Source organism: Wenyingzhuangia sp. IMCC45467, from assembly GCF_054111205.1.
In genome coordinates this window covers 584,350-606,692 of record NZ_CM134196.1, presented here as the reverse complement: position 1 = coordinate 606,692, position 22,343 = coordinate 584,350, and the positions used below count along the sequence as shown (strand labels likewise).

Annotated in this window: 20 protein-coding genes; 6 read left to right on the top strand and 14 right to left on the bottom strand. The window is 31.4% G+C overall.

Annotated features, from left to right (window positions below):
* Positions 1-218 precede the first annotated feature (218 nt).
* Complete coding sequence (locus ACXGQT_RS02750) at positions 219-830, top strand: DEAD/DEAH box helicase (protein WP_457829871.1); 612 nt, start codon at positions 219-221, stop codon at positions 828-830.
* On the opposite strand, the gene ACXGQT_RS02745 is transcribed toward ACXGQT_RS02750, so the two are convergent.
* From ACXGQT_RS02745 to ACXGQT_RS02715, 7 genes are all read right to left on the bottom strand, one after another.
* Positions 831-1,004, bottom strand: a complete 174-nt coding sequence (locus ACXGQT_RS02745; protein ID WP_457829870.1) for a hypothetical protein — start codon at positions 1,002-1,004, stop codon at positions 831-833.
* A 109-nt stretch (positions 1,005-1,113) separates the two neighbouring features.
* Positions 1,114-2,130: a pirin family protein gene (locus ACXGQT_RS02740; protein WP_457829869.1), complete on the bottom strand. Its 1,017-nt coding sequence runs from the start codon at positions 2,128-2,130 to the stop codon at positions 1,114-1,116.
* A 254-nt stretch (positions 2,131-2,384) separates the two neighbouring features.
* Positions 2,385-2,963 carry a DUF4251 domain-containing protein gene (locus ACXGQT_RS02735; RefSeq protein ID WP_457829868.1) on the bottom strand — a complete coding sequence of 193 codons (579 nt, stop codon included), beginning with the start codon at positions 2,961-2,963 and terminating at the stop codon, positions 2,385-2,387.
* Positions 2,964-3,079: 116 nt separating this feature from the next.
* On the bottom strand, positions 3,080-4,819 hold the full coding sequence (locus ACXGQT_RS02730; protein WP_457829867.1) for an alpha-amylase family glycosyl hydrolase: 1,740 nt from the start codon (positions 4,817-4,819) through the stop codon (positions 3,080-3,082).
* A 12-nt stretch (positions 4,820-4,831) separates the two neighbouring features.
* Positions 4,832-5,755, bottom strand: a complete 924-nt coding sequence (locus tag ACXGQT_RS02725; RefSeq protein ID WP_457829866.1) for a carbohydrate kinase family protein — start codon at positions 5,753-5,755, stop codon at positions 4,832-4,834.
* A 12-nt stretch (positions 5,756-5,767) separates the two neighbouring features.
* Positions 5,768-7,093 (bottom strand): MFS transporter, encoded by a 1,326-nt coding sequence (locus tag ACXGQT_RS02720; protein WP_457829865.1) that lies wholly within the window; start codon positions 7,091-7,093, stop codon positions 5,768-5,770.
* Between the two features lie 95 nt (positions 7,094-7,188).
* Complete coding sequence (locus ACXGQT_RS02715) at positions 7,189-9,786, bottom strand: TonB-dependent receptor domain-containing protein (RefSeq protein WP_457829864.1); 2,598 nt, start codon at positions 9,784-9,786, stop codon at positions 7,189-7,191.
* A gap of 165 nt (positions 9,787-9,951) precedes the next feature.
* On the opposite strand from ACXGQT_RS02715, the gene ACXGQT_RS02710 reads away from it, so the two are divergent.
* A complete protein-coding gene (locus ACXGQT_RS02710) occupies positions 9,952-10,980 on the top strand; it encodes a LacI family DNA-binding transcriptional regulator (protein WP_457829863.1) in 1,029 nt (342 codons plus the stop codon).
* A gap of 44 nt (positions 10,981-11,024) precedes the next feature.
* A complete protein-coding gene (gene hxpB, locus ACXGQT_RS02705) occupies positions 11,025-11,672 on the top strand; it encodes a hexitol phosphatase HxpB (RefSeq protein WP_457829862.1) in 648 nt (215 codons plus the stop codon).
* A gap of 62 nt (positions 11,673-11,734) precedes the next feature.
* Here the strand turns inward: hxpB and ACXGQT_RS02700 are convergent, their stop codons facing one another.
* Positions 11,735-12,091 carry an EF-hand domain-containing protein gene (locus tag ACXGQT_RS02700; protein ID WP_457829861.1) on the bottom strand — a complete coding sequence of 119 codons (357 nt, stop codon included), beginning with the start codon at positions 12,089-12,091 and terminating at the stop codon, positions 11,735-11,737.
* Positions 12,092-12,451: 360 nt separating this feature from the next.
* On the opposite strand from ACXGQT_RS02700, the gene ACXGQT_RS02695 reads away from it, so the two are divergent.
* The 3 genes from ACXGQT_RS02695 to ACXGQT_RS02685 are packed head-to-tail and all read left to right on the top strand — an operon-like array spanning position 12,452 to position 14,929.
* The gene (locus ACXGQT_RS02695) at positions 12,452-13,078 is read left to right on the top strand and encodes a TetR/AcrR family transcriptional regulator (protein WP_457829860.1); all 627 of its coding nucleotides are present in this window, start codon (positions 12,452-12,454) and stop codon (positions 13,076-13,078) included.
* A 13-nt stretch (positions 13,079-13,091) separates the two neighbouring features.
* Positions 13,092-13,724 (top strand): NAD(P)H-dependent oxidoreductase, encoded by a 633-nt coding sequence (locus ACXGQT_RS02690; RefSeq protein WP_457829859.1) that lies wholly within the window; start codon positions 13,092-13,094, stop codon positions 13,722-13,724.
* A gap of 44 nt (positions 13,725-13,768) precedes the next feature.
* Positions 13,769-14,929: an iron-containing alcohol dehydrogenase gene (locus ACXGQT_RS02685; protein ID WP_457829858.1), complete on the top strand. Its 1,161-nt coding sequence runs from the start codon at positions 13,769-13,771 to the stop codon at positions 14,927-14,929.
* 67 nt (positions 14,930-14,996) lie between these two features.
* On the opposite strand, the gene ACXGQT_RS02680 is transcribed toward ACXGQT_RS02685, so the two are convergent.
* From ACXGQT_RS02680 to ACXGQT_RS02655, 6 genes are all read right to left on the bottom strand, one after another.
* The gene (locus ACXGQT_RS02680; RefSeq protein ID WP_457829857.1) at positions 14,997-15,734 is read right to left on the bottom strand and encodes a LytR/AlgR family response regulator transcription factor; all 738 of its coding nucleotides are present in this window, start codon (positions 15,732-15,734) and stop codon (positions 14,997-14,999) included.
* A gap of 12 nt (positions 15,735-15,746) precedes the next feature.
* Complete coding sequence (locus tag ACXGQT_RS02675) at positions 15,747-16,793, bottom strand: sensor histidine kinase (RefSeq protein WP_457829856.1); 1,047 nt, start codon at positions 16,791-16,793, stop codon at positions 15,747-15,749.
* 644 nt (positions 16,794-17,437) lie between these two features.
* Positions 17,438-18,658, bottom strand: coding sequence for an ABC transporter permease (locus ACXGQT_RS02670; RefSeq protein WP_457829855.1), 1,221 nt, complete (start codon positions 18,656-18,658; stop codon positions 17,438-17,440).
* A 7-nt stretch (positions 18,659-18,665) separates the two neighbouring features.
* A complete protein-coding gene (locus ACXGQT_RS02665; RefSeq protein WP_457829854.1) occupies positions 18,666-19,400 on the bottom strand; it encodes an ABC transporter ATP-binding protein in 735 nt (244 codons plus the stop codon).
* 2 nt (positions 19,401-19,402) lie between these two features.
* A complete protein-coding gene (locus ACXGQT_RS02660) occupies positions 19,403-20,650 on the bottom strand; it encodes an efflux RND transporter periplasmic adaptor subunit (RefSeq protein WP_457829853.1) in 1,248 nt (415 codons plus the stop codon).
* Between the two features lie 5 nt (positions 20,651-20,655).
* The gene (locus ACXGQT_RS02655; RefSeq protein ID WP_457829852.1) at positions 20,656-21,981 is read right to left on the bottom strand and encodes a TolC family protein; all 1,326 of its coding nucleotides are present in this window, start codon (positions 21,979-21,981) and stop codon (positions 20,656-20,658) included.
* Positions 21,982-22,343 lie beyond the last annotated feature (362 nt).

Below are 22,343 nucleotides of genomic sequence, written 5' to 3'. Positions count from 1 at the left end.
AAAAGGACTGTAAAATATTCAGTCCTTTTCTTTAATAAACACTATTTAACATAATATAAATTATAATACAATTATATAAAATTTAACCAATCATCTATAATTTTAATATTTAATGATTTTGCCTTTAAAATAACAAATACGGAATTCTCATGAACCACAAGTCTTTATAAAACTTTATATAATCGTATCTTTGCATTTATTTCAATTAAAACTTAAACATGCCTTTTAAAAAATTACACCCAAGTATTAAAGAAGTTTTAGAACAAAAAGAAATTATAACTCCTACAGAATTTCAAAAAGCTAGTATTCCAGTAATTAAAAGTGGTAAAAATGTATTCTGTAATGCTGCCAATAATCAAGGGAAAACAACTACATTAATTTTAACGACTTTACATAAATTAAAATGTGAAGAAATTGGTGATGCCCCTAGAGCCATTGTATTGGTAGAAAATAATGAAAAAGCATTGGCTTTAAGTGATGCTTTTTTAGTGTATACAAGGAACACATCGTTACGTGTGTATGCAACCAATGAAAAAGAACATATTGATTTGTTGAAATCAGAAATATTTGAAGGAGTTGATATTCTTATTACCACACCCAAAACATTACAAAAATTACTTTCTCAGTATGGTGTAAATACCTCTCAAGTAAAAATATTTAATATAGAAGATGCAGAATTCTTGTCTCAAAAAAACACATATGCAACCGTATTGTCAATTACTCAAAGTATTACAAAAAGCCAGTTTGTAATTTATTCGCAAGAATTAGATGTTCATTTAAAACGTTTAGAGTCATACTTTATGGAATATGCGAGTATTGTAACTGTTTGATTATTGGTTTCCTTTTTTTCTTTTTAACCAAATAAAAACAATCAAAATTAATATGGGGGCTCCTATGTAAAAAATAATTTCCATGGGATTAGAAAAATCTAACGCTTTGTTATGATCTGGATGTGGAATTTCTGATGGAATTTGTAAAAAGTATAATTTGGTAAATAGTAACATTATTTTAATTTTTAAGATTATAGATTCTTTAAGTTAGGAAATATAATTCCAATAAAAAACCAGATGTTTACACATCTGGTTTTTTGTGAATAATTATTTAGTTTAAAAATTACTTTATTTCCTCTCTCCCATCAGTATGTAAAGCAAAACGACCTTTGTTTCTTGCATGTGTTTGCTCTTGTTCTGGCCAAGGCCAACCACCGAATTGCGTTTTTTGATATTCTTGAAATGCTTCTTGAATTTCTGCATCTGTATTCATTACAAACGGGCCGTATTGTGCCACAGGTTCATTTATTGGTTTTCCTTGTAACATTAGTAGGTACCCATAACTATTTCCGTTTTTTATAATAATATCTACTTCAGGATTTATTTCAATAATACTTTCGTTAGGAATGTTGTTTCCTTCAATATCAATATTACTTCCTTTATAAAAATACAAAGTCTTGTGTACCTGTTTCACTGTACTTGCTGGTAAAGTAAAAACGGCATTGGGTTCCATTTTAATAGTTAAAATTTCTACCCCATTGTTAGTATTTGCAGCCCAGGAATCTGGAGTTGTATCTGGTGCTTGTGTATTTTTATAATTTCCTGCAATTACATCAATCAGAGTTTTGTTTCCGTTACCGTCTATTTCAGTTACAACAGGAATCATATCTTTCCAAAGCATTTTAAAATGAGGTTCTACCAGTTTACTTACTTTTGGTAAATTCAACCAGATTTGAAAAATTTCTAAGGGATTTCCTTTGTCAGAATTAATTAGGGGAAACATTTCAGAATGTAAAATTCCTTTACCTGCTGTCATCCATTGTACATCTCCAGCTCCAAAACGTCCTGCACCTCCTAAAGAATCGGTATGATCTACAAACCCCTCTTTGTTAATGGTAATGGTTTCAAAACCCTTATGTGGATGATATGGAAAACCTGGGATTTTTCTTCCGTGATATAATCTATATCCATCTTTTACGACAAAATCTTGTCCAATATTTCTTCCTTCAAATTCAGATTTAGGAACTCCCATGTTTTCATTTCCTTTTGGATATTCATCTTTATGATAGGCACAAAACAAAAATGGATCTTGTGTTTGCCAGGGAAAACCTAATGGTTTAATGTTTTTTATTTTGGTCATACTCATCACTATTTTATTAATTGTTGTTTATACAACAGTAGTAGGTTTTAAAGGTACAAACTTACACTCAATAGTCAAACAAGTTGTTATTAGTAAAAAAGACCTATCTAAAAATAGATAGGTCCATGAAAAAATTGAAAAAGGACGTTGTTGTAAAACGATATTTAAATGTAGTAGTTACTTATCTGCTTAACAAACAACATATACCTACGATCTTTATTTATAGACAAACCTCCATTTTTAACAGACGAAAATTATTTGTTTGCTTCTTTAGGTTTGTTTGCACTAACAGAACCAGTATAGCTAATAGGAAATCTAGCCCCACTACTTATAAACATATTACTTTGTAAATTAGGAAATAATTTTATAGATACATTAAATGTTTCTGAATTACTTTGGGCAGAAAAATTTATGCGATATGAATGGTCTTTGTTTTTTTTAACTTCATAATTTTTCATTACTCCTTTAAAAGAAATTGCACCATCTCCTCCACCATAGTTTACTTGCATTTGTCTTTCACCAAAATAAGGTAAGTGTGAACTTATACTGTCTCCCGAAATGGTTAAATAATTATAATTTCCAACCAAGTTTATATTCCCTGCTCCACTGCCTGGTTGCATTAATCCTGAGTTTAATACTTGTTGCATAGCTGTTGTTACTTGTGGCTGTGCCCAAGTAGATTCTATGGTAAATTGTTTGTTGTTAACCAAACTATCTAATTTATATATTTGTTTTTGTGTAGTTATGTTTTTTGAAGAACTACAGGAAATGATTGTAGCCATTGATAAAAAGCCAATCACTATAAAACGGAAGAAGTTAATTTTATACATCATATTTAAAGATACAAAATAACGATTGTTTTAAAAGTGTTTTATAAACATAAAAACACCTTTTCACTTATCATAAAATAAGATCCAAGGTGCAAAACTCAAATAATTAAGGGGATAAATTATAATTTAATGTTTTTTATTTGTTGATTTTCTGTATACTCAATATGATAATTTAATGTTTTTAAATTGGCTACTAAATGAGCTGTTTCATTTTTAAAACGCCATTTTATATTGATTTTTTCAACCTCATGAGTATCTATAATTTCTACAGTTCCTAAAAAAGCTTTGTGGGTATTTCTTAGTCTAATTAATTCTAACTGTTTTAAAACAACTTCTTTTTGTAACCCTTCTTCAATATTTTTAATACTTAAAGTAGTTCTGTTAATTTCTTTATGACTGTCCTTCCCTCCTTTTTCAACAGCTTTATAATCATTAGTTCCAGCAAAAACATCTAAGTACCAAATTTGAGGGGTTCCAGGCATAAATAATTGAATTGCTCTAGCCATTAACATTTTAGAATCATTTTCTCCTAAAGCACTATAAAAAGTTGCATTTACTTGATAATAGGATATTTTTTTTCCTTCGGCATCATATAAATTTTTAACCCTTCCTCCTCTATCCATAATGGTGTTCATAATTGATTCGATATCGCTATCTTCTAACAGACCTTTGTTATAAACACTGTTTACTTCTTTTCCTTTTAAATCTAATACTGGAATTCCATCATGACAACCTAACATATTTACGGTTCTGTACCCTTTTTCAACAATTTCTTTTGCCCAATAAATTAAAGCTTTACTATTGGACTTTTCTATGGTATGAATGGTTAATCCTGGTAAAAAAAAGTCATAAATTTGATAGTCTTTATCAGCTACTTCTTTGTGTAAATCAGCTCCATACTCTGCATGTATTTCAGGTAACAAAGTCAGGTTGTTTTTTTGAGCAATTTGTTTAATTCTCTCTAAATACTCCCAAGTTCCAGGTGTATTAAAAAAATTGGTTTTACCTATTTCTTTGTGTAAATAAGCAAAAGCATCTAATCTTAATATTTTACATCCGTAGTTACTTAGCTTTTTTAAAGTTTCCTCATAAAACTCCCAAACCAAAGGAGAATTGGCATTTACATCCATTTGTCCTAAATAAGAACGGTTCTTGGTTACAATTTTTAAAACAGGTTTTTTAAACTGATTTAGCTCCCCTAAATCTATCTCGGTAATATCTATATTTTGTGCAATAGCTTGGTTTACCGTTTTACAAATATCTTGTGCTTGATGAATGTCTAAATTCCATACATTTTCTAAATCTTTTACCTCAATTGGTTGGTAACTAATTTTTTGATAAAAAGTATTCCAATAAGGTTTTTCCGTTCCATCAGGAAAGCGAACTTTTAAAATAGGCAAACCAGACTTACGCATAAACAATTTGTTTAAATGCTCCTTGTTAGGAACCACTACTCCATCAGCTCCCATAATTCCTTCTCCTTTCCAAAACTCATTCCAATCAATAAAAAAATCTTTATACTTAGAGTCTTCTCCTTTTTCTAATAAGTCTTTAAATTGTGGAGAGGCTACTGATAAATGATTTAATACAATATCAAATTTTAAAGAAATATTTAATTCTTCTAAAGCCTGTAAATCATTCTTAGAAACCAATTCCTTATTAATATTATAATCTATAATAGAAAATCCTCTATCTAAATCGCTATTAAAAAAAGTTGGTAATATATAAAACAGTGAAAAGGTATTTTTAAATTCAGGCTTTTGTAAAACTTTAATCATGTCCTGCAAATTGTTTCCAACACTATCTGGATAAGCATTTAACATGACTCCATTTATATTTTGAGTGATTTCTTTTTTCATATTGACGTGTTTTTAATATTGAATATTATCTGGTAAACCTCCAATGTTTTGCAATTTTATAGCTGCTATTTTAGAACCATATTTTAAACAATCTAATAATGGTTTTTGCTGAATATAACTGCATAAAAACCCGGACCAAAAGGCATCACCAGCTCCGGTAGCATCTTCTATTTTATCAATTTTTTCTGCAGGAACTTCAATAAGGTCTTTTCCTTTTTGTGATAATATAACCCCTTGACCTCCTAAGGTTAAGCAAATAGTATTGACTCCAATATTGTGGAAGTAATCAAATATTTCTTGTGGAGATAAATGTTTGTTAAATAGCCTAAAAACATCATCTTCACTTACTTTTACCAAAGGATTATATTGGCAATATTCTTTTACAACATCTAATACATCTCTTTCTGCATCCCAAATTTTAGCAGAATAATTAATATCAATACTCAATTGACATCCCAACTCATAAGCTTCTTTGGCTTTGGTTAATATGGTGTTTTGTGCAATTTCTTTACTTAAAGCAAAACAGGTAGTATGGTATATTTTAGTATTAAGTAAAGTCTCTTTGGTTATTTGATCTTTGCTAATACAGTAATCGGCATCTCTATAAGGGATAAAATCAGGTGTTCCATCAGTTCTTGACACAAAAATAACACTGCTAGATTTGTTTTTGTATTGTTGTACAAATGATGTATCTACTTTTAGTTTTTGCAAACTTTCTAAAATAAAATCACCCAATCCATCTTTTCCAACCGCAGCAACCAAAGTTGTTTTTAATCCTAATTTTGAACTATATATGGCAACATTGGTAGGTGAGCCCCCTAGGTACCTTCTATAATCTTCAGTTTGATGTATTTTTACGTTAGATTGATGACCAATAAAATCAATTAACACCTCTCCTACACAAAGAATATCTATGTTTTTTACGTTAGTTGTCATAATTCTTAATTTTTAATGATGATTTGCAACAATTGGTTGTTCCGTTGCTTTTTTTGTTTTCATAAATAAGGTGATTACAGCACTAATAAGTAGTAACACCCCTGCAAATGAAATAGCCAATCTAGGATCGTTGTTTAAAAAGTTTTTTAAGATATATCCAAAAGATAGATTCTGAATAATCATAGGTATTACGATCATCATGTTTATAATTCCCATATACACTCCATAGCGTTCTTTTGGAATGTCTGCAACAACCATTAAATAAGGTATTCCCATCATGCTTGCCCATCCTATACCAAAACCAGTAATAGCAAAAAATAGTAGGTTTTTGTCTTCAATGTGTGGAAAAGCTATAAATCCAATGGCTGCTAACAACAAACAAACTGTATGTACCATTTTGGCACTGTATTTTTTGGCATAACCTACCAATACAAAAGCCACTAAAAAAGTTACAATATTGTACCAACCATTAACCAAACCTGTCCAGCTAACTGCTTGTTCATAGGCTTGTGGATTGCTTTTTGGAGTTGCATTCCAAACAGACAATGCAATACTTTTTGATGAATTTTGCCAATAACAGAACAAAGCATACCATTGAAATAAATAAACCAATGCCAAGTGCCACATAATTTTAGGCATATCACTTATGGCTGAAAATATTTCAATTAAAGGTTTAAAAACACTTCCTTTTTCAGCTCTCATTTTGGCTAATTCTTCTGGTGTTGGTGGAATTTCTTTGGTTGTTTTAATACTCCAAAGAACAGAACCAATAGAACAAACAGCTCCTAAAAAGAATGAAGCATAAACCCAAGTAGGTAATGATCCTGTTTTTCCTATAAATATCATTGGAAAAATAAACAATGATAAGTTGGCCAATGTTTGTCCAAAACCAGTAAAAAAGCTTTGCATTTGAAACCCTAAAGGTTGTTGTTCGTCATCTAATTTATCAGCAATAAAAGCTCTGTAAGGCTCCATTGCAGTATTATTTCCTGCATCTAAAATCCATAATAAACCTGCTGCCATCCATAAAGTACTACTAAATGGAAATGCTATTAAACATAAGCTACACATTAATGCTCCAATTAAAAAGAAAGGTTTTCTACGTCCAAATTTAGGAGACCACGTTTTATCACTAATGGCACCAATAATAGGTTGTACTAATAAACCTGTTACAGGACCTGCAAGATTTAATAATGGAATTTCATGTGGACTAGCTCCTAAAAAATCATAAATAGGATTTACGGCACTTTGTTGTAATCCAAAACTATATTGGATTCCGAAAAACCCTACATTCATATTTAATATTTGCCAAAAACTTAATTTTACTTTACGGAACATAGCTTTGTTTTTTATGAATTTAAAATCAGATTCTTTTAAATAAAGAGTTGATGTTTAAGTGACATCAACTCTTTAATAATACTATAGTTTAGGGGTTAGAATTGATATTTTAAAGCTAAACTAATTGATCTACCTGGTAAAGTTCTACCTCTAACATAGTTTACTTGGTTTTCTGTAATACTTCCTTCTTCTGCTTCGGTAATAGCTATTGAATCAAAAATATTGTTTACAGATAAGTTTGCGTTTAATGATTTTGTAATAGCATAGTTTACAAATCCACTTGTAATTACAAAACTTGGCATTACTAATTCGTTAGAGTCTTGTGAAAATGCTTCTGTTTGTCCTACAAAGCTTAACCCTATAGAGTTTTGTTTTGTGCTACCAAAGTTATAAGAAGGCATAATGTTGTAAATAAAATCTGGTTGTCTTCTTGGCTTGTTTCCTTTGTTTGCTCCAGAAGTAATTTCTGCTTTTGTATAAGTTACAGCACCTCTTAAGTTAAAGTCACCAAAATTGTAGAACCCTTCTAATTCAAGTCCCATAGATTTGTAGTCATTTTCTATAATACTGTTTGATGATGCTTCAAAACCACCTTCTTCATTTGTAGTTGCATAAAATGCAGTTGCGTATACAGCTCCTCTTCTTAGATTTCTTTTAAATCCAACTTCTGCTTGACTTAAAAAGTCTAAGGCATTTATTTCATCTCCATTTAAGTAGTTTAATCCAGAGAATAAAATACGATCAGATTTTGCTGAAGCACCTTTACTATATCTTGCAAATACAGATTGATCATCTGAAAACTTGTAGTTAACACCAGCTGAATAAGATACATAGTTATAATCGTAATCTACAGCCGTTGGGTTTGCATTGTCTATAACATGTGCTGTTTGTTCTGGTGTAGAAATAGTTCCATCACCATTTACATCAATAGCACCTTCTTTACCTCCAGCAAAAGAACCACTTACTTTCCCCATATCATATCTAACACTTGCATCAATCGTTAAGTTTTCAGTTGCATCTACAGAAATTTGTGCATAAGGTGCAGATACATTGTATTGAGTGTCGTAATTACGTTGTAAGTTCCCCCATGCAGGTGTTCCATAATTTAACAAACCATTTTCACTCAATCCATCAACATTAATTAATCTAGCATTGTCATCAGAAACTTCTTGTACATAAGTATTCCACAACCAAGACATAGATATGTTTTGAATAGATTTAAAGTATCCTGCTGTAATGCTAATATTGTCTATTGTTTTAGATAATTTTACATCGTTCATAAAATTATTTAAGTTATTTAACTCAACATCAAACATGTGTATTCTGTTTACCAATGCATTTCCATCTACAGCATTTCCGTTACTTGCATAAGTTAACGCTCCCCCTAAAGTTGTTGACATGTCTGTAGCAGTAGCTGTACTTTCAACAAATGGAGTAATAAAAGCTCCTTTATTTACAGAAAAACGTCCATTGTTGGTAATTTTCCAATCATTATCCAAATCAAAACTAGCTTCAAATCCTACAGAAGTAGATACTGGGTGCATTCCGTTCGTTACATTCCCTCTGGTAGTTTCTCCATCGGCACCTGTACGTAATGTTTGAGTAAGATTTGCACTGTGAATAGAACCTCTATTGGCACTAAAATTAGGAGCATCTTCCCATGTAGGGTTGCTGTTTGTTCCTGTTACTTTAATAGGTACTGGCATGTAAGCTGCAGTTCTATCATTTAAATATTTTGCATACAATCTAACATGACCGTTGTCAAACTTTTTTGTTAAACTTACTTTTAACTGTCCACCATTGTTAGCTGTAAATCCAGTAGTTCTAATTCCTTCTCCTACTCTATAAAAACCACCTGTATGAATAAATAATCCATCGTTTACTTCAGTTCCATAATCAAAATCAGTTCTAAAAGAATTGTAGTCAACTCCAAAAGTTGTTCCTATAGATCCTCCTTCTACTTCTCCTGTTTTACTAATAATATTAATAATTCCACCTGGACCATTAGAAGTTAATGTAGAAGCAGATCCCCCACGAATAGCCTCAATTTTAGCCACATTGTTATCAAATCTTGTAAAAATATCGGCAGTACCAAAAGCAATATCACCATATAATAACACTGGCAATCCATCTTCTTGTAACTGAACGTATTTAGATCCTCCAGAAGAAATTGGCACCCCTCTTACCGCAATGTTAGAGTTTCCTTCACCTCCAGAAGATTCTGAACGAATACCAGGAATGGTTCTAAAAATTTCTGCAGTAGATCTAGGAGCAGATTGTGTAATTGTTGCTGGTTTCATAGTTGTTACAGAAACACTAGATTCTATTTTAGATTTTGGAGTTGCAACTCCGGTAATAATAACTTCATCTAAAGATTCAGAACTTGCGTTCATGGTAAAGTTATGTGTTATATTTTTTCCTTGAATTTTAATTGATTTGGAGTAATTAGAATATCCTAAAAACTCTGCTGTTAAAGTATAGTTTCCATCTTTAACATTTGTAATGGTATAATTTCCATTAAAATCTGTAACAGATCCTTGAGAGGTTCCTTTTAATAAAACACTAACCCCTAATAACGGCTCTCCGTTTTGATCTTTAACACTACCTGTAACATTTGATTGCGCATATATAGCGGAAAATGATAAAAATAGTACAAAGAAGACACCCCACTTAAATTGAATTGAATTTCTCATAATATTATATTTTTTGTTAATAGTTAATAATTTACCTTATTATTTTGCTAAATTATAATCTAAGTTGAGTAAAAATTGAGTGTTTTTCATCGAAAACGTTTTCGATTTTACCTAAAACGTTTTCGATAGTTATTTTTAGTATATTTATTTTATCAAAAAAAATATATGAAACCTGTTACCTTAAAAGAAATAGCAGAGAAACTAAATATATCTGTTACCACTGTTTCTAAAGCTTTAAAAGATTATTCTGATGTAAGTCCAAAAACAAAAGCTTTGGTTAAAGAATTAGCTGCTACATTAAACTACACTCCCAATTCTTTTGCTGTAAACCTAAGAACCAAAGAATCTAAAACCATTGGTTTGGTCATTCCTGAAGTCGTTCATCATTTTTTTTCTAATGTGATTAAAGGAATTATTTCCGAAGCTGAAAAACAAGGTTATTTGGTAATTATATTACAGTCTAATGAATCTTATGAGTTAGAAAAAAAACAAATAGAATTGTTAATGAGCCATAGAGTAGATGGCATTTTAATTTCTTTAGCCAATGGAACTGCAGATTTTAAACATTTAAATGCAGTCATTAACCAAGACAAACCTTTGGTGATGTTTGATAAAATTGCAAAATTGGTGAAATGCTCTAAAATTATTATTGATGATCAAAAAGCGGCTTATATGGCTACCCAACATTTAATAGATACAGGGTGTAAGCGTATTGCCCATTTTAGAGGACCTTTGTTGCCTCAAAACTCTATTGATAGGTTTTTGGGTTACAAAAAAGCTTTGTTAGACAATGGAATGGAATATGATCCTAGTCTTGTGTATTTAAATGATTGTGATGAAAATAGTTTTGATGATGGAAAAATGAATGCAAACAAGCTGTATAAAGAACACAATAATGTAGATGGTATTTTCATCAATACCGATATGGTGGCTATTGGAGCTATTTCAGAGTTTAATAGATTAGGAGTTAAAGTTCCAGAAGAAATTTCCATTGTAGGTTTTAGTAATTGGTTTATGTCCTCGGTTATTTCTCCTACCATTACAACTATTGATCAGCCTGGTTATACCATGGGACAAACCGCTTTTAAGCAATTATACAAAGAAATTAAGGATATTAAAAACAACGTAGCCATTACTCCTGAAATTATTAAACTAGAAACTGCTTTAATTAAAAGAGAGTCTACCAAAAATTAACGGTATGTTCTTTGTTGAGCATATTGACCAAATAATCAACAAACATGAAACCAACCACTTTTATTTTCGATATGGACGGAGTGATGATTGACTCTGAACCTTTTTGGAGAACAGCACAAATTAATTTACTAAAAGATTTAGGACATAGCATTACAGTGCAAGACTGTGTTCGTTATACCATGGGAAAAAGAATTGATGATGTAGCAAAAACATGGTGCGATTTGTATTCTTTAAAAATAGAGGCTAAACAACTAGAACAACAAATTTTAGATCAGGTGGTAGTAAACATTTTAAAAGATGGACAAGCCATTGATGGATTGTTAGATTTGCTACATTTTCTAAAAAAGGAAAACTATAAAATTGGCTTGGCTACTTCTTCTAGTTGGAAAATTATTGAAGCTGTACTACACAAACTAGGGGTAAAACAATATTTTGATGAAATTTGCAGTGCTGATGATGAAAAATACGGAAAACCCAATCCGGCCGTCTATTTAAAAGCAATGCAAAAATTAAAATCTAAACCTATGGAGTGTTTTATTTTAGAAGATTCCGTTACAGGCATGATTGCTGCCAAAGCTTCTATGGCTTTTACCATTGTGTTAAATGATGATATAACGGCTCCAAAATTTTCTATTGCAGATCATAGAAGTACCTCTTTGCCAAGTGTGTTAAATTATTTAAAAACTTTATAACATTAAAAAGCCCTAGAGAATTTTCTAGGGCTTTTTGTTTTACATAATATTAAGAATATTTATTATTCTTCTCCTCCACCTTGGTAACCACCATCATTCATTCCACCATCATTTCCCCAATCTCTTCTAGGTCTGTCTCCTTCAGATCTTTCTTTTCTTGCTTTTTGTGCTTTTTCAAAAAAGGTTTTAAACTCTGCTAAAGTAATACCTCCATCAGCATCAGTATCCATTTTATCAAAACCTTTTTTCATTCTTTTATTCTCTTCAACTTCTTCTTTAACAAGTTTACCGTCTTCGTTTTTATCTAATTTGGCAAACATTTTTTCAGGAGTTGGTCTTTCCTTTTTTTTGTCTTTAGATTTTTCTTCTTGAGAAAAAGCATTCATTCCTACAAATAAGCAGATTGCTACAGCAATCATTGTTGTTTTTGTGTTTTCATTTTTATTAATGTTTTTAAATTTTTGTTGTTTTTAATTTTGTTTATAGCATTTAGACTTGTCATATTTATTTTAGTTTAATGCTATATATAAAAATATTCAAATTTCTTTTACCTGCTATTTTTTTATTAAAAATTAACTAGCGTATCTTCTTTTTATATTGATGTTAATTCTAGTTTGTTTTTAAATAAAAGAAGTAATATTTACAATCAGAATTAGAATTTTAACATCAAATTTAAACTTCTATAAAAATTTCGTTTCCCCTAACATGTAAGATTCTATATACGCAAAGAGACAATTATTAACATTCTTTTATAAATTATTAATTAGTTCTTTTTAAAAATGAATGAACGTTCATTTTTTATACCTTTGTATAGTAATTATAGACAAATGCAGGTAATAAGTAAAAGTGAAATCAAAAGAAATGCTTTAATTAAAGCAACTATTTGTTTGGTTATAAACAATGGTTTTCATGCAGCTCCTATGTCTAAAATAGCCAAAATGGCCAATGTTTCTCCAGGGACTATTTACTTGTATTTTGAGAACAAACAAGATCTTATTAATAAAGTGTATTTAGAAATAAAAGCTTCTTTTGCTGCTTATGCATTTAAAAATTACAGCAATTCTATGGGGGTAAAAGAAGGTTTTGAAAACATATGGAAACAGGTTGCTGATTTTAAATTAATGCAAGTTGAAGAAGCCATGTTTTTAAGTCAATGTGACAATACACCTATGATAGATGATGAGAGTAAAAAAGAAGGTATTAAGCACCTACAACCCCTACTCGACTTGTGGGAAAGAGGTAAACAAGAAGGAATTATTAAAAATTGTTGCTCTTATGTTTTGTATGCTTATACAATTTATCCTCTAGCATTTTTAATGAATGCCAAACAAAACAAAGACATTACCGTTAATGAAAAATATATTCAAGATGCTTTTACTTTAGCATGGGATAGTATAAAACAATAAAAATAAAAAGAGAATGGAATTATTAGACAAATTAAATTGGAGATACGCTGCCAAAGCAATGAATGGTAAAGAAGTGTCTCAAGAAAAAATAGACAAAATTTTAGAAGCTGCAAGACTAGCTCCTACTTCAAGTGGTTTACAGCCTTTTGAGATTATAGTAGTTAAAAATCAAGAGATTAAAGAAAAAATAAAACCTGTAGCATGGAACCAATCTGTGGTTACAGACTGTTCTCATTTATTGGTATTTGCTGCTTGGGATACTTATACTGCAGAAAGAATTAATTATATGTTTGATTTAACCAATGATATTCGTGGATTTAAAAACGAAGGTTGGGAAAACTACAGACAAATGTTATTGAGCTCTTATCCTCAAAAAGATGCAGAAGTAAATTTTACCCACGCTGCTAAACAAGCTTATATTGCTTTCGGATTGGCTATTGCTGCTGCTGCTTATGAAGGAGTTGATGCTACTCCTATGGAAGGTTTTGATCCTGCTGCAGTTGATGAAATTTTAGGATTAAAAGAAAAAGGACTTAGAAGTGCTATTTTATTGCCTATCGGTTATCGTGATGCTGATAATGACTGGTTAGCATCTTTGGTTAAAGTAAGAAAAAGTACTGAAGATTTGGTAACAGTAATTGAATAATCATACATTACATCTTATTTAATAACCCCTTAAAAAAATATTGTATGAACAATTTTGAATACCTTAACCCTACTAAAATAGTATTTGGTAAAAATCAAATAGAAAATTTAGCTACTGAAATTCCCAAAAAAGCAAAAGTATTATTGCTTTATGGTGGAGGTAGCATTAAAAAAAATGGCATTTATGAACAGGTAACCACTGCTTTAAAAGATTTTGAAGTGGTAGAGTTTGGTGGGATCCCCGCCAATCCTGAATATGCTGTTTTAATGGAAGCTTTAACCATTATTAAAGAACAAAACATAAGCTTTTTACTAGCTGTTGGAGGTGGTTCTGTTATTGATGGAACCAAATTTTTATCTTCTGCAGCTTTGTACAAAGGTGAAACTCCTTGGAATATTTTAACAGATCACATTAGAACAACCAAAGGAATGCCATTTGGAACAGTCTTAACATTACCAGCTACTGGGTCGGAAATGAACTCAGGTGCAGTAATTACTAGAGCAGAAACCAAAGAAAAGTTAGCCATGGGTGGTCCTGGTTTGTTTCCTAAGTTTTCTATATTAGATCCAACTGTTATTCAATCCATACCCAAAAGACAGTTAGCCAACGGAATTACCGATGCTTTTACCCATGTATTAGAACAATATATGACCTACCCTATTGGTGCTCGTTTACAAGACAGAATTGCCGAAGGGATTTTACAAACTTTGATAGAAATTGCTCCTAAAGTTATTAAAAACCCTAAGGACTACAGTGCAGCTGCCGATTTTATGTGGAGTTGTACCATGGCTTTAAATGGATTGATTCAAAAAGGAGTTCCTACAGATTGGGCTGTACATGCTATGGGGCATGAGCTAACAGCTTTGTTTGGTATAGACCATGCAAGAACTTTGGCAATTATTGCTCCAAGTCATTATCAATATAATTTTACCGCTAAAAAGGAAAAACTGGTACAATATGCAGAACGTGTTTGGAATATTACCGAAGGTACTGTTGATGAAAAAGCAAATGCGGCTATTGTAAGAACAAAAATGTTTTTTAATGGTTTGGGTATTGATACCAAATTATCTGATTACACTCAAGATTATATGGGAACTGCTCAAGAAATAGCTAGAAGATTTACCGTAAGAGGATGGAATAGTTTAGGAGAACACAAAAACCTAACTCCTAGTGATGTTGAAAAAATAGTAACCATGGCTTATTAAATAACCCTGCCCCCCCTTTATATTTAAAAGCAAAAATCCAGTAAATTATTATGTTACTGGATTTTTTTTATAATAAAGAGTTTTTATCTATAAAGGCTAAAAACTTATTCTTGTATTGTTCCGATACTGTAATTCTTTGTTTGTTGATAATGATTTGACTGCGTTCTACCACTTCAATATTGTTAAGGTTTACAATAAAAGATCTATGAACACGCATAAATTTATTTTCTGATAATTTTTCTTCTAAAGACTTTAAACTCATTAAAGTTAAAATAGGTTTACTTTCCGTTTTTACCCAAATTTTAATATAATCCTTCATGCTTTCAAAATACAAAACATCATTCAAATTTATTTTTAATTGCTTGTATTCTGATTTTACAAATAAAAACTCACTTTGCTCTTTTTCAGTAGTTGTAATATTTTTTTGTACTGTTTTTTTTTCAATTAAATTAAACCATTCTTTGGCTTTACTGGCAGCAGCTAAAAACTCGGCATAATCAAAAGGTTTTAATAAATAGTCTATGGCTTTTACCTTAAACCCCTCTAGTGCATATTCATCAAAAGCGGTGGTAAAAATAACCCTTGTGTTTGGCGGAATCATTTTAGACAATTCAATTCCTGTAACATCTGGCATTTGTATGTCTAAAAAAAGCACATCAACAGGGTGGGTACTTAAAAACTCCAAAGCTTCAATAGCATTGCTAAACTTCCCTTTTAAATCTAAAAAAGGAGTTTTTAACACATAACTTTCTACTAGGCTTAAAGCAATAGGCTCATCATCAATAACAATACAAGATACACTCATTTTTTTAAAGTTTTATAGATGTATTTCTAAGGTAGCAATAAACAAATCGTTTTCAACACGGGTCTCAAACAAATGTTTGTTTGGGTATAATAATTTTAATCTTTTATCCAAGTTTTGTAAACCTATTCCCGATCCACTTTTATCATTTTTTTCTTTAGGAAAATTATTGTTTTTGGTTACAAAATAAATCTTGTTATTATCTATGGTCATTTCAAAAGAAATATCACTTTTATATTGCGATGATACTCCGTGCTTAAAGGCATTTTCTACCAAAGAAATAAACAACAAAGGAGCCACTTTTACATCTGTATTGTTGTTAGGAAAAGTACTTTTAACAATTGTATTATCCGTAATTCTTAATTCCATTAAAGAAATAAACTTTTTTATAAATTCTATTTCTTTTAACAAACTAATCATTTCTGTATTGGTATCATATAACAAATAACGCATTAGCTTACTTAGACTATGAATGGTTGTTTTGGCTTGTTCAGGCGAAATATCTACCAAAGAATAAATGTTGTTTAATGAGTTAAAAAAGAAATGTGGCTGAATTTGATATTTTAAATGTTGAAGCTCAGAACTCAACTTTATATTTTCGGCTTCTTTTTTTTCTGCCTCTATAGTAATCCAACGCTGTGTAGCCTTAATACCTACAGAAAATACTACAGGAACTAGCATTGATATAATTTGTATGTACACAAACAATCCTCGTGGAGGCCCTCCTTCACCTTTTGGTTCTTTAGGTGGTTTGTCTATGGCTAAAAAATGTTCCATGGTATATTCATGGGCAATTTCTCTAAACCAATACAGCACAGCTATTAAAACTATGTTGATTAATACATACATTAACTTTTTGTTTTTAAACAAAAAGTTATCTATTAAAAAACTGTAATTCCCATAAAAAATAAGGGCATACATGGTTAATGGTAACCAAGAATAGGCCATTACTCTAATAAGTGTAGCTTGTTGTCCAAAAGAGGATAAAAAGTAAGGAAAACAAAACAGCAAAACCCAAACAAGTACATGAGTTGCTATTTTGGTGGTTTTGTTATAATTCATATTGCATAGCCATTATTAAATCTAAAACTGCTGTTTCTAAAGTGTCTTTTAAACAAGGAGGTTCGTTGTTTTTTAATCAATACTACCAACAACCATTACTACTATAATTTACTAATCATGTTTTATCAAGAACATCATCAAAGATAAAATTATTTATTGCCTTTGTAATGCATAATAGACAATTAGCAGTTTTATCTATACGAACAAGGCTGTTTTATAGATTATGATTGGTACATTCAAGAACAGTATTTAAGCAGCCTGCACTATTACAAGGTGTTCGAGCAGCCTGTGCTGAGCGGAGACGAAGTAAAGTCGAGAACTGTGATGATTCTTTAAGGTAACGGATGTTTCTATATGGTGTTCTAGCAGCCTGCACTATTACAGGGTGTTCGAGCGAAGTCGAGAACTGAGCGTAGACGAAGTAGAGTTAAGAACTGTGATGTTTTTTTGGATAGTAAATGCTATTGTACATAGATTTCACTTTACTATGATAACCTTTTAATTCAGTTTGAGATTGTGCTTCTCGACTTTACTTCGTCTCCGCTCAGTACAAGCTTCTCGAAGACCTTAAGACTCAGCACGGGCTGCTCGAAGATCATCATTTGCACATAGACTACTCGAAGACCTTTTAAAAGACCAAAATATTATTCATAACGCAAAGCGATAATAGGATCTAAAGCAGCAGCTTTTCTTGCAGGATACCATCCAAAGAAAATACCTGTAACTGCACAAACGGTAAAAGAAATAATCATAGAATAAATGGTGATTTCGGTAGGCCAATTCAATAAGTTTTGAACCAATAAAGTAGCGCTAAGCCCTAAAACAACTCCTATCAAACCACCTGTTACACTAATTAACACCGCTTCTATTAAAAATTGATACATAATATCAGCCCCCTTTCCTCCTACTGCCATACGCAAACCAATTTCTTTGGTACGTTCTTTTACAGATACATACATAATATTCATAATTCCAATTCCTCCTATTAATAAAGAGATACTGGCAATGGCTACCAATAATAAGGTTAGCATTTCACTGGTTTGACTAATGGTAGAAATTAATTCATCCATGGAAAAAACATTAAAATCATCGTCTTGCCCCTCTTTAATTTTGTGTTGTGCTCTTAAAACAGCACTTACTTGACTAACAGCATCTTCGGCTGAGTTTTCATCTAAAGCAGAACAAATAATAGAGTTGATATAGTCAATGGCTAAAATTCTTTTTTGTACAGTAGTATATGGAGATAAAATAATATCATCTTGATCTTGACCAAAAGTATTTTCGCCCTTGGGAGCTAAAACCCCAATAATTTTAAAAGGAATGTTTTTAAAACGAATGATTTTACCAATAGGGCTTTCTCCATTAGGAAATAAATTCTCTACCACTGTTTCTCCTAAAACAGCTACTTTAGCAGCCGTTTTTACATCAATATCGGTAAACATATTCCCCTCTTGTAAGTCCAATATTTTAATATCTAAATATTCGGAATTTACACCATAAATACTTGTTGGCCAGTTGTTGGCTCCACTAATGGCTTGTCCGCTACCATTTACCATAGGCGATACTGAGGTTAATAAAGTAGTGTATTGTTTTAAGGCAGTATAATCATCCATGGTTAAAGATTGCATTTCGCTCCCTCCCATTCTTACACCACCACGCATAGAAGCACCAGGCCTAATGGTAATCATATTAGAGCCCATACTAGATATTTGATCTTTGATGCTTTTTTTAGATCCTTCTCCAATAGCCAGCATGGTAATTACAGAGGCTACCCCAATAATAACACCTAGCATGGTTAATAAAGTACGTACTTTGTTTAAAGCAATGGCTTTAACGGCTATTTTAAATAAGTTTAAAACTCTCATAAAATTATTATTTAGCTAGGTTGGCTAACATTTCTGCTGCATTTAATACCTTGTTGTTAATGTTGTCTTTAATTACAACACCATCTTGTAATACTATGGTTCTGTTGCTAAAAGCAGCAATATCTGGTTCGTGAGTTACAAAAGCAATGGTAATTCCTTGTTTGTTTAATTCCTGAAATAGAGACATGATTTCGTATGACGTTCGAGTATCTAAATTTCCAGTAGCTTCATCGGCCAATAAAATAACAGGATTGTTTACCAAAGATCTGGCAATGGCTACACGCTGTTGTTGTCCTCCTGATAATTGAGAGGGAGTATGGTGTAATCTACTTCCTAAGCCTACTTTTTCTAAGGCATTAATGGCTCTTTTTCTTCTTTCTTCGGTAGATACTTTTGGGTTGTACAACAAAGGAAGTTCTACATTTTCTAAAGCAGAAGTTCTGGCCAATAAATTATAGGATTGAAAAATGAATCCAATCTTTTCATTTCTAATTTTGGCCAATTCGTTTGCTGATAAATTTTTAACAGGCACGTTGTCTATTTTATAAATACCGGAACTAGATTGATCTAAGCAACCTAACATATTTAACATGGTACTTTTTCCAGAACCACTAGATCCCATAATGGTTACAAATTCTCCTTGTTTAATACTAAAGGAAACGCCTTTTAGGGCTCGTACCACTTCATCTCCCATAACAAACTCTCTTTTGAGGTTTTCTATTTTTATGATTTCTTTACTCATGTTTATTTCTTTTTACCTCCTGGTCTTTTGGGCATAAACGGACTTGATGCTTCTTCTTGATTCGCAGTTTCTGTTACACTTGGAGCTTTTAGACTACTTACAAATACATCTCCTGCTTTTGCTCCTTTTAAAACTTGTACATGTATTCCATCACTAGTTCCTAACGTAATGTGTTTAGGGGTAATACTCCCATCTTTATTGTATTGCCAAACCAATGTAGCCTTGTCTCCTTGTATGTTTTTTTTAGGTCTGCTTGTTTTTGTACTTTCTTTATTCGTGTTTTCAGGAGTCCATTCTTTTAAATTGTGTTGTTTGTAATAAGTCGTTAATAATTCCTGATTAGGACTAAAGTTGATGGCTTTGGCCTCTATGGTAGTAATGTTTTTTAGTTCTAAGGTGTAAATAGAAATGGTGGCTGTTAATCCAGGTTTTAATTTTAAATTGGGGTTTTGAGCTTTGATAACAACAGTATAAGTCACTACATTTGAGGTTACTGTTGGCGATAACCTTACCTGTGTAACCGTTCCATTAAACTCATCATTTGGATAAGCATCTACGGTAAAAGAAACACGCTGTCCTTCGGTTATTTGTCCTATATCTGCCTCATCTACATCCGCCTCTACTTGCATTTCTTTTAAATCTTGAGCAATGGTAAACAAAGTTGGTGTGCTGTAACTAGCAGCTACTGTTTGGCCTTCATCAATATCTTTAGAAAGTACTACTCCATTAATAGGAGCATAAATATTGGCATATCCTACATTGGTTTTGGCTTTTTCTAAATCTGCCAAACGTTGCACTACAGTACTTTTAGAATTGTTAAAATTGTAGAGTGCTTCATCGTAATCTGCTTGACTAATTACTTTGTTCTCAAACAAATCTTTTTGTCTGTTATAAATTTGTTTTAAGTAGTTTTTTTCATTTAAAGCATTGTCATAAGTAGCCTGTGCTTGAGTTAAGGCAGATAGCAAATTGGTTTTATCTAACTCAGCAATTAACTGTCCCTCTTTTACATGGCTATTATAATCCACATAAATTTTTTCTACTACTCCAGATACTTGTGTTCCTACTTCTACCTGTGTAATAGGTTCCACAGTACCTGTAGCAGTAACCATGGTGGCTATATTTTCTTTGGTTATTTTTGAAGTAGTTACTACTATATTTCCAGATTCACTTTTATTAAAAAAAGAATATGCTGTATAGCCTAAACCAATGGTTACTATTGCAATAATGATGATTTTTGTTTTTTTCATTAGAATTAAATTTTTATTTCGTTTCCTTGATAGAACTGAAGTAATTGATTGTATAAAATATTTAAGTATTTGGCTTGTATATAGTTTTGTTCTGCTGTGGTGTAATTGTTTTGAGCTATGATTAAATCAATTGTGCTTAAAGCGTTTAACTCGTGTTTTTTCTGAGCCAACTTATAAGATTCTTTGGCTGCCGTTCTAGCAGAAGTTGCTGCCAACAATTGTTCTTGAGATGACAAGGTGTTTTGCCAAGCCGTTTCAATTTTTTTATACAATTCTTTTTTAGCAGTATTATATTCTAATTCAGACTTTTCAATAGTTATTTGAGCGTTTTTAATCTTAACTTTTGTTTGATTTCTATTAAATATTGGAATTGATAAAGACAAGCCTATTTTTTGGTTAAAGTTTACATCTAATTGATCTACAAAACTGTAATCCCTACTATTAGAGTATGCCGTACCCAAACTCCCCGTTAAGTTTAACGATGGTAAATAAGCTCCTTTGGCAATGGCTAAATCTTTTTTATCAATAGCCACTTGTAGTAAACTAGCATGTAGTTCTGGCAACGTACCAAGTGCTGTATTATAAACTTCAATTTTATTAGGAATTAAACTTGTTTCAAGTTCATCATCTTTAATTTCTTGAATCTCTACAGTATCTAAAGGTGTTAATTCTAACAATTGTTTTAAAACCAATAATTGTTGTTCATAATTATTTTTAGCACTTATCAAATTGTATTTTTGAGTAGCAGCTTGAGATTGTGCATCAGAATAATCACCCAAACTCATGTTTCCAGCTTGGTAATTAGAGGCTGCTCTTTCTAGTTCCTTTAAAGAAGCATTTAAATTGTTTTGAGCAATGTTAATTCCTTCTTTGGTATATAGGGTTTGTATATAAGCCTCTAAAACACTTAGTTCTATATTATTTTTAGCAGCCTCTACAAAAAAGGAGTTTTGCTTTACTAATAATTTACTTTGATCTATTTGATTGGCTATTTGATTTCCTTGATACAAAGGCATAGAAGCATTTACACCTGCATTGGTAGAAAATATTTTTTCAGTTACAAAGTCACTGGTCACAGGATCAATAGAACTACCATTTGCCATGTTTTGAGAAATACTACCGCTAATACTTGGTAACCATAATGATTTTGATTGAGTATAATTATTGTTGGCTGTGTTTTTGGTTAGCTCTGCAGTTTTAATGGTGATGTTATGTAACAATGCATAATCTATACAGTCTTTTAAAGACCATACTTTTTTTTCCTCTGTTGTGTTTTGTGCTGATAAAAGCAAAGAAGAAAATAGTGTGATAAGAATGAGTTGTTTTTTCATTTAAAATCTTTTTAATGATTCAAAATTGCAACAAACCCAAACGGATATCTAACACATTAGACACTTAGGTTTTATTAATCTACGAAAACCAGTTTTATATCGATAAAGGATTAGAGGTTTTATGTTTTTTATTAAAGTGCTCAAACGTAGTCGAGAACTGTGATGTTTTTCTGTATAGTAAATGCTATTATACATAGATTTCACTTTACTATGATAACATTTTAATTCAGTTTGAGATTGTGCTTCTCGACTTTACTTCGTCTCCGCTCAGTACAAGCTTCTCGAAGACCGTAAGACTCAGCACAGACTGCTCGAAGACCATATTAGAAACTTCTAATTTTATGAGTAGGAATGTTTTTAAT

Excerpts from the sequence above, each read along its gene's own strand:
- ACXGQT_RS02750 (WP_457829871.1), top strand. The coding sequence starts at position 219 with ATGCCTTTTAAAAAATTACACCCAAGTATTAAAGAAGTTTTAGAACAA.
- ACXGQT_RS02745 (WP_457829870.1), bottom strand. The coding sequence starts at position 1,004 with ATGTTACTATTTACCAAATTATACTTTTTACAAATTCCATCAGAAATT.
- ACXGQT_RS02740 (WP_457829869.1), bottom strand. The coding sequence starts at position 2,130 with ATGACCAAAATAAAAAACATTAAACCATTAGGTTTTCCCTGGCAAACA.
- ACXGQT_RS02735 (WP_457829868.1), bottom strand. The coding sequence starts at position 2,963 with ATGATGTATAAAATTAACTTCTTCCGTTTTATAGTGATTGGCTTTTTA.
- ACXGQT_RS02730 (WP_457829867.1), bottom strand. The coding sequence starts at position 4,819 with ATGAAAAAAGAAATCACTCAAAATATAAATGGAGTCATGTTAAATGCT.
- ACXGQT_RS02725 (WP_457829866.1), bottom strand. The coding sequence starts at position 5,755 with ATGACAACTAACGTAAAAAACATAGATATTCTTTGTGTAGGAGAGGTG.
- ACXGQT_RS02720 (WP_457829865.1), bottom strand. The coding sequence starts at position 7,093 with ATGTTCCGTAAAGTAAAATTAAGTTTTTGGCAAATATTAAATATGAAT.
- ACXGQT_RS02715 (WP_457829864.1), bottom strand. The coding sequence starts at position 9,786 with ATGAGAAATTCAATTCAATTTAAGTGGGGTGTCTTCTTTGTACTATTT.
- ACXGQT_RS02710 (WP_457829863.1), top strand. The coding sequence starts at position 9,952 with ATGAAACCTGTTACCTTAAAAGAAATAGCAGAGAAACTAAATATATCT.
- hxpB (WP_457829862.1), top strand. The coding sequence starts at position 11,025 with ATGAAACCAACCACTTTTATTTTCGATATGGACGGAGTGATGATTGAC.
- ACXGQT_RS02700 (WP_457829861.1), bottom strand. The coding sequence starts at position 12,091 with ATGATTGCTGTAGCAATCTGCTTATTTGTAGGAATGAATGCTTTTTCT.
- ACXGQT_RS02695 (WP_457829860.1), top strand. The coding sequence starts at position 12,452 with ATGAATGAACGTTCATTTTTTATACCTTTGTATAGTAATTATAGACAA.
- ACXGQT_RS02690 (WP_457829859.1), top strand. The coding sequence starts at position 13,092 with ATGGAATTATTAGACAAATTAAATTGGAGATACGCTGCCAAAGCAATG.
- ACXGQT_RS02685 (WP_457829858.1), top strand. The coding sequence starts at position 13,769 with ATGAACAATTTTGAATACCTTAACCCTACTAAAATAGTATTTGGTAAA.
- ACXGQT_RS02680 (WP_457829857.1), bottom strand. The coding sequence starts at position 15,734 with ATGAGTGTATCTTGTATTGTTATTGATGATGAGCCTATTGCTTTAAGC.
- ACXGQT_RS02675 (WP_457829856.1), bottom strand. The coding sequence starts at position 16,793 with ATGAATTATAACAAAACCACCAAAATAGCAACTCATGTACTTGTTTGG.
- ACXGQT_RS02670 (WP_457829855.1), bottom strand. The coding sequence starts at position 18,658 with ATGAGAGTTTTAAACTTATTTAAAATAGCCGTTAAAGCCATTGCTTTA.
- ACXGQT_RS02665 (WP_457829854.1), bottom strand. The coding sequence starts at position 19,400 with ATGAGTAAAGAAATCATAAAAATAGAAAACCTCAAAAGAGAGTTTGTT.
- ACXGQT_RS02660 (WP_457829853.1), bottom strand. The coding sequence starts at position 20,650 with ATGAAAAAAACAAAAATCATCATTATTGCAATAGTAACCATTGGTTTA.
- ACXGQT_RS02655 (WP_457829852.1), bottom strand. The coding sequence starts at position 21,981 with ATGAAAAAACAACTCATTCTTATCACACTATTTTCTTCTTTGCTTTTA.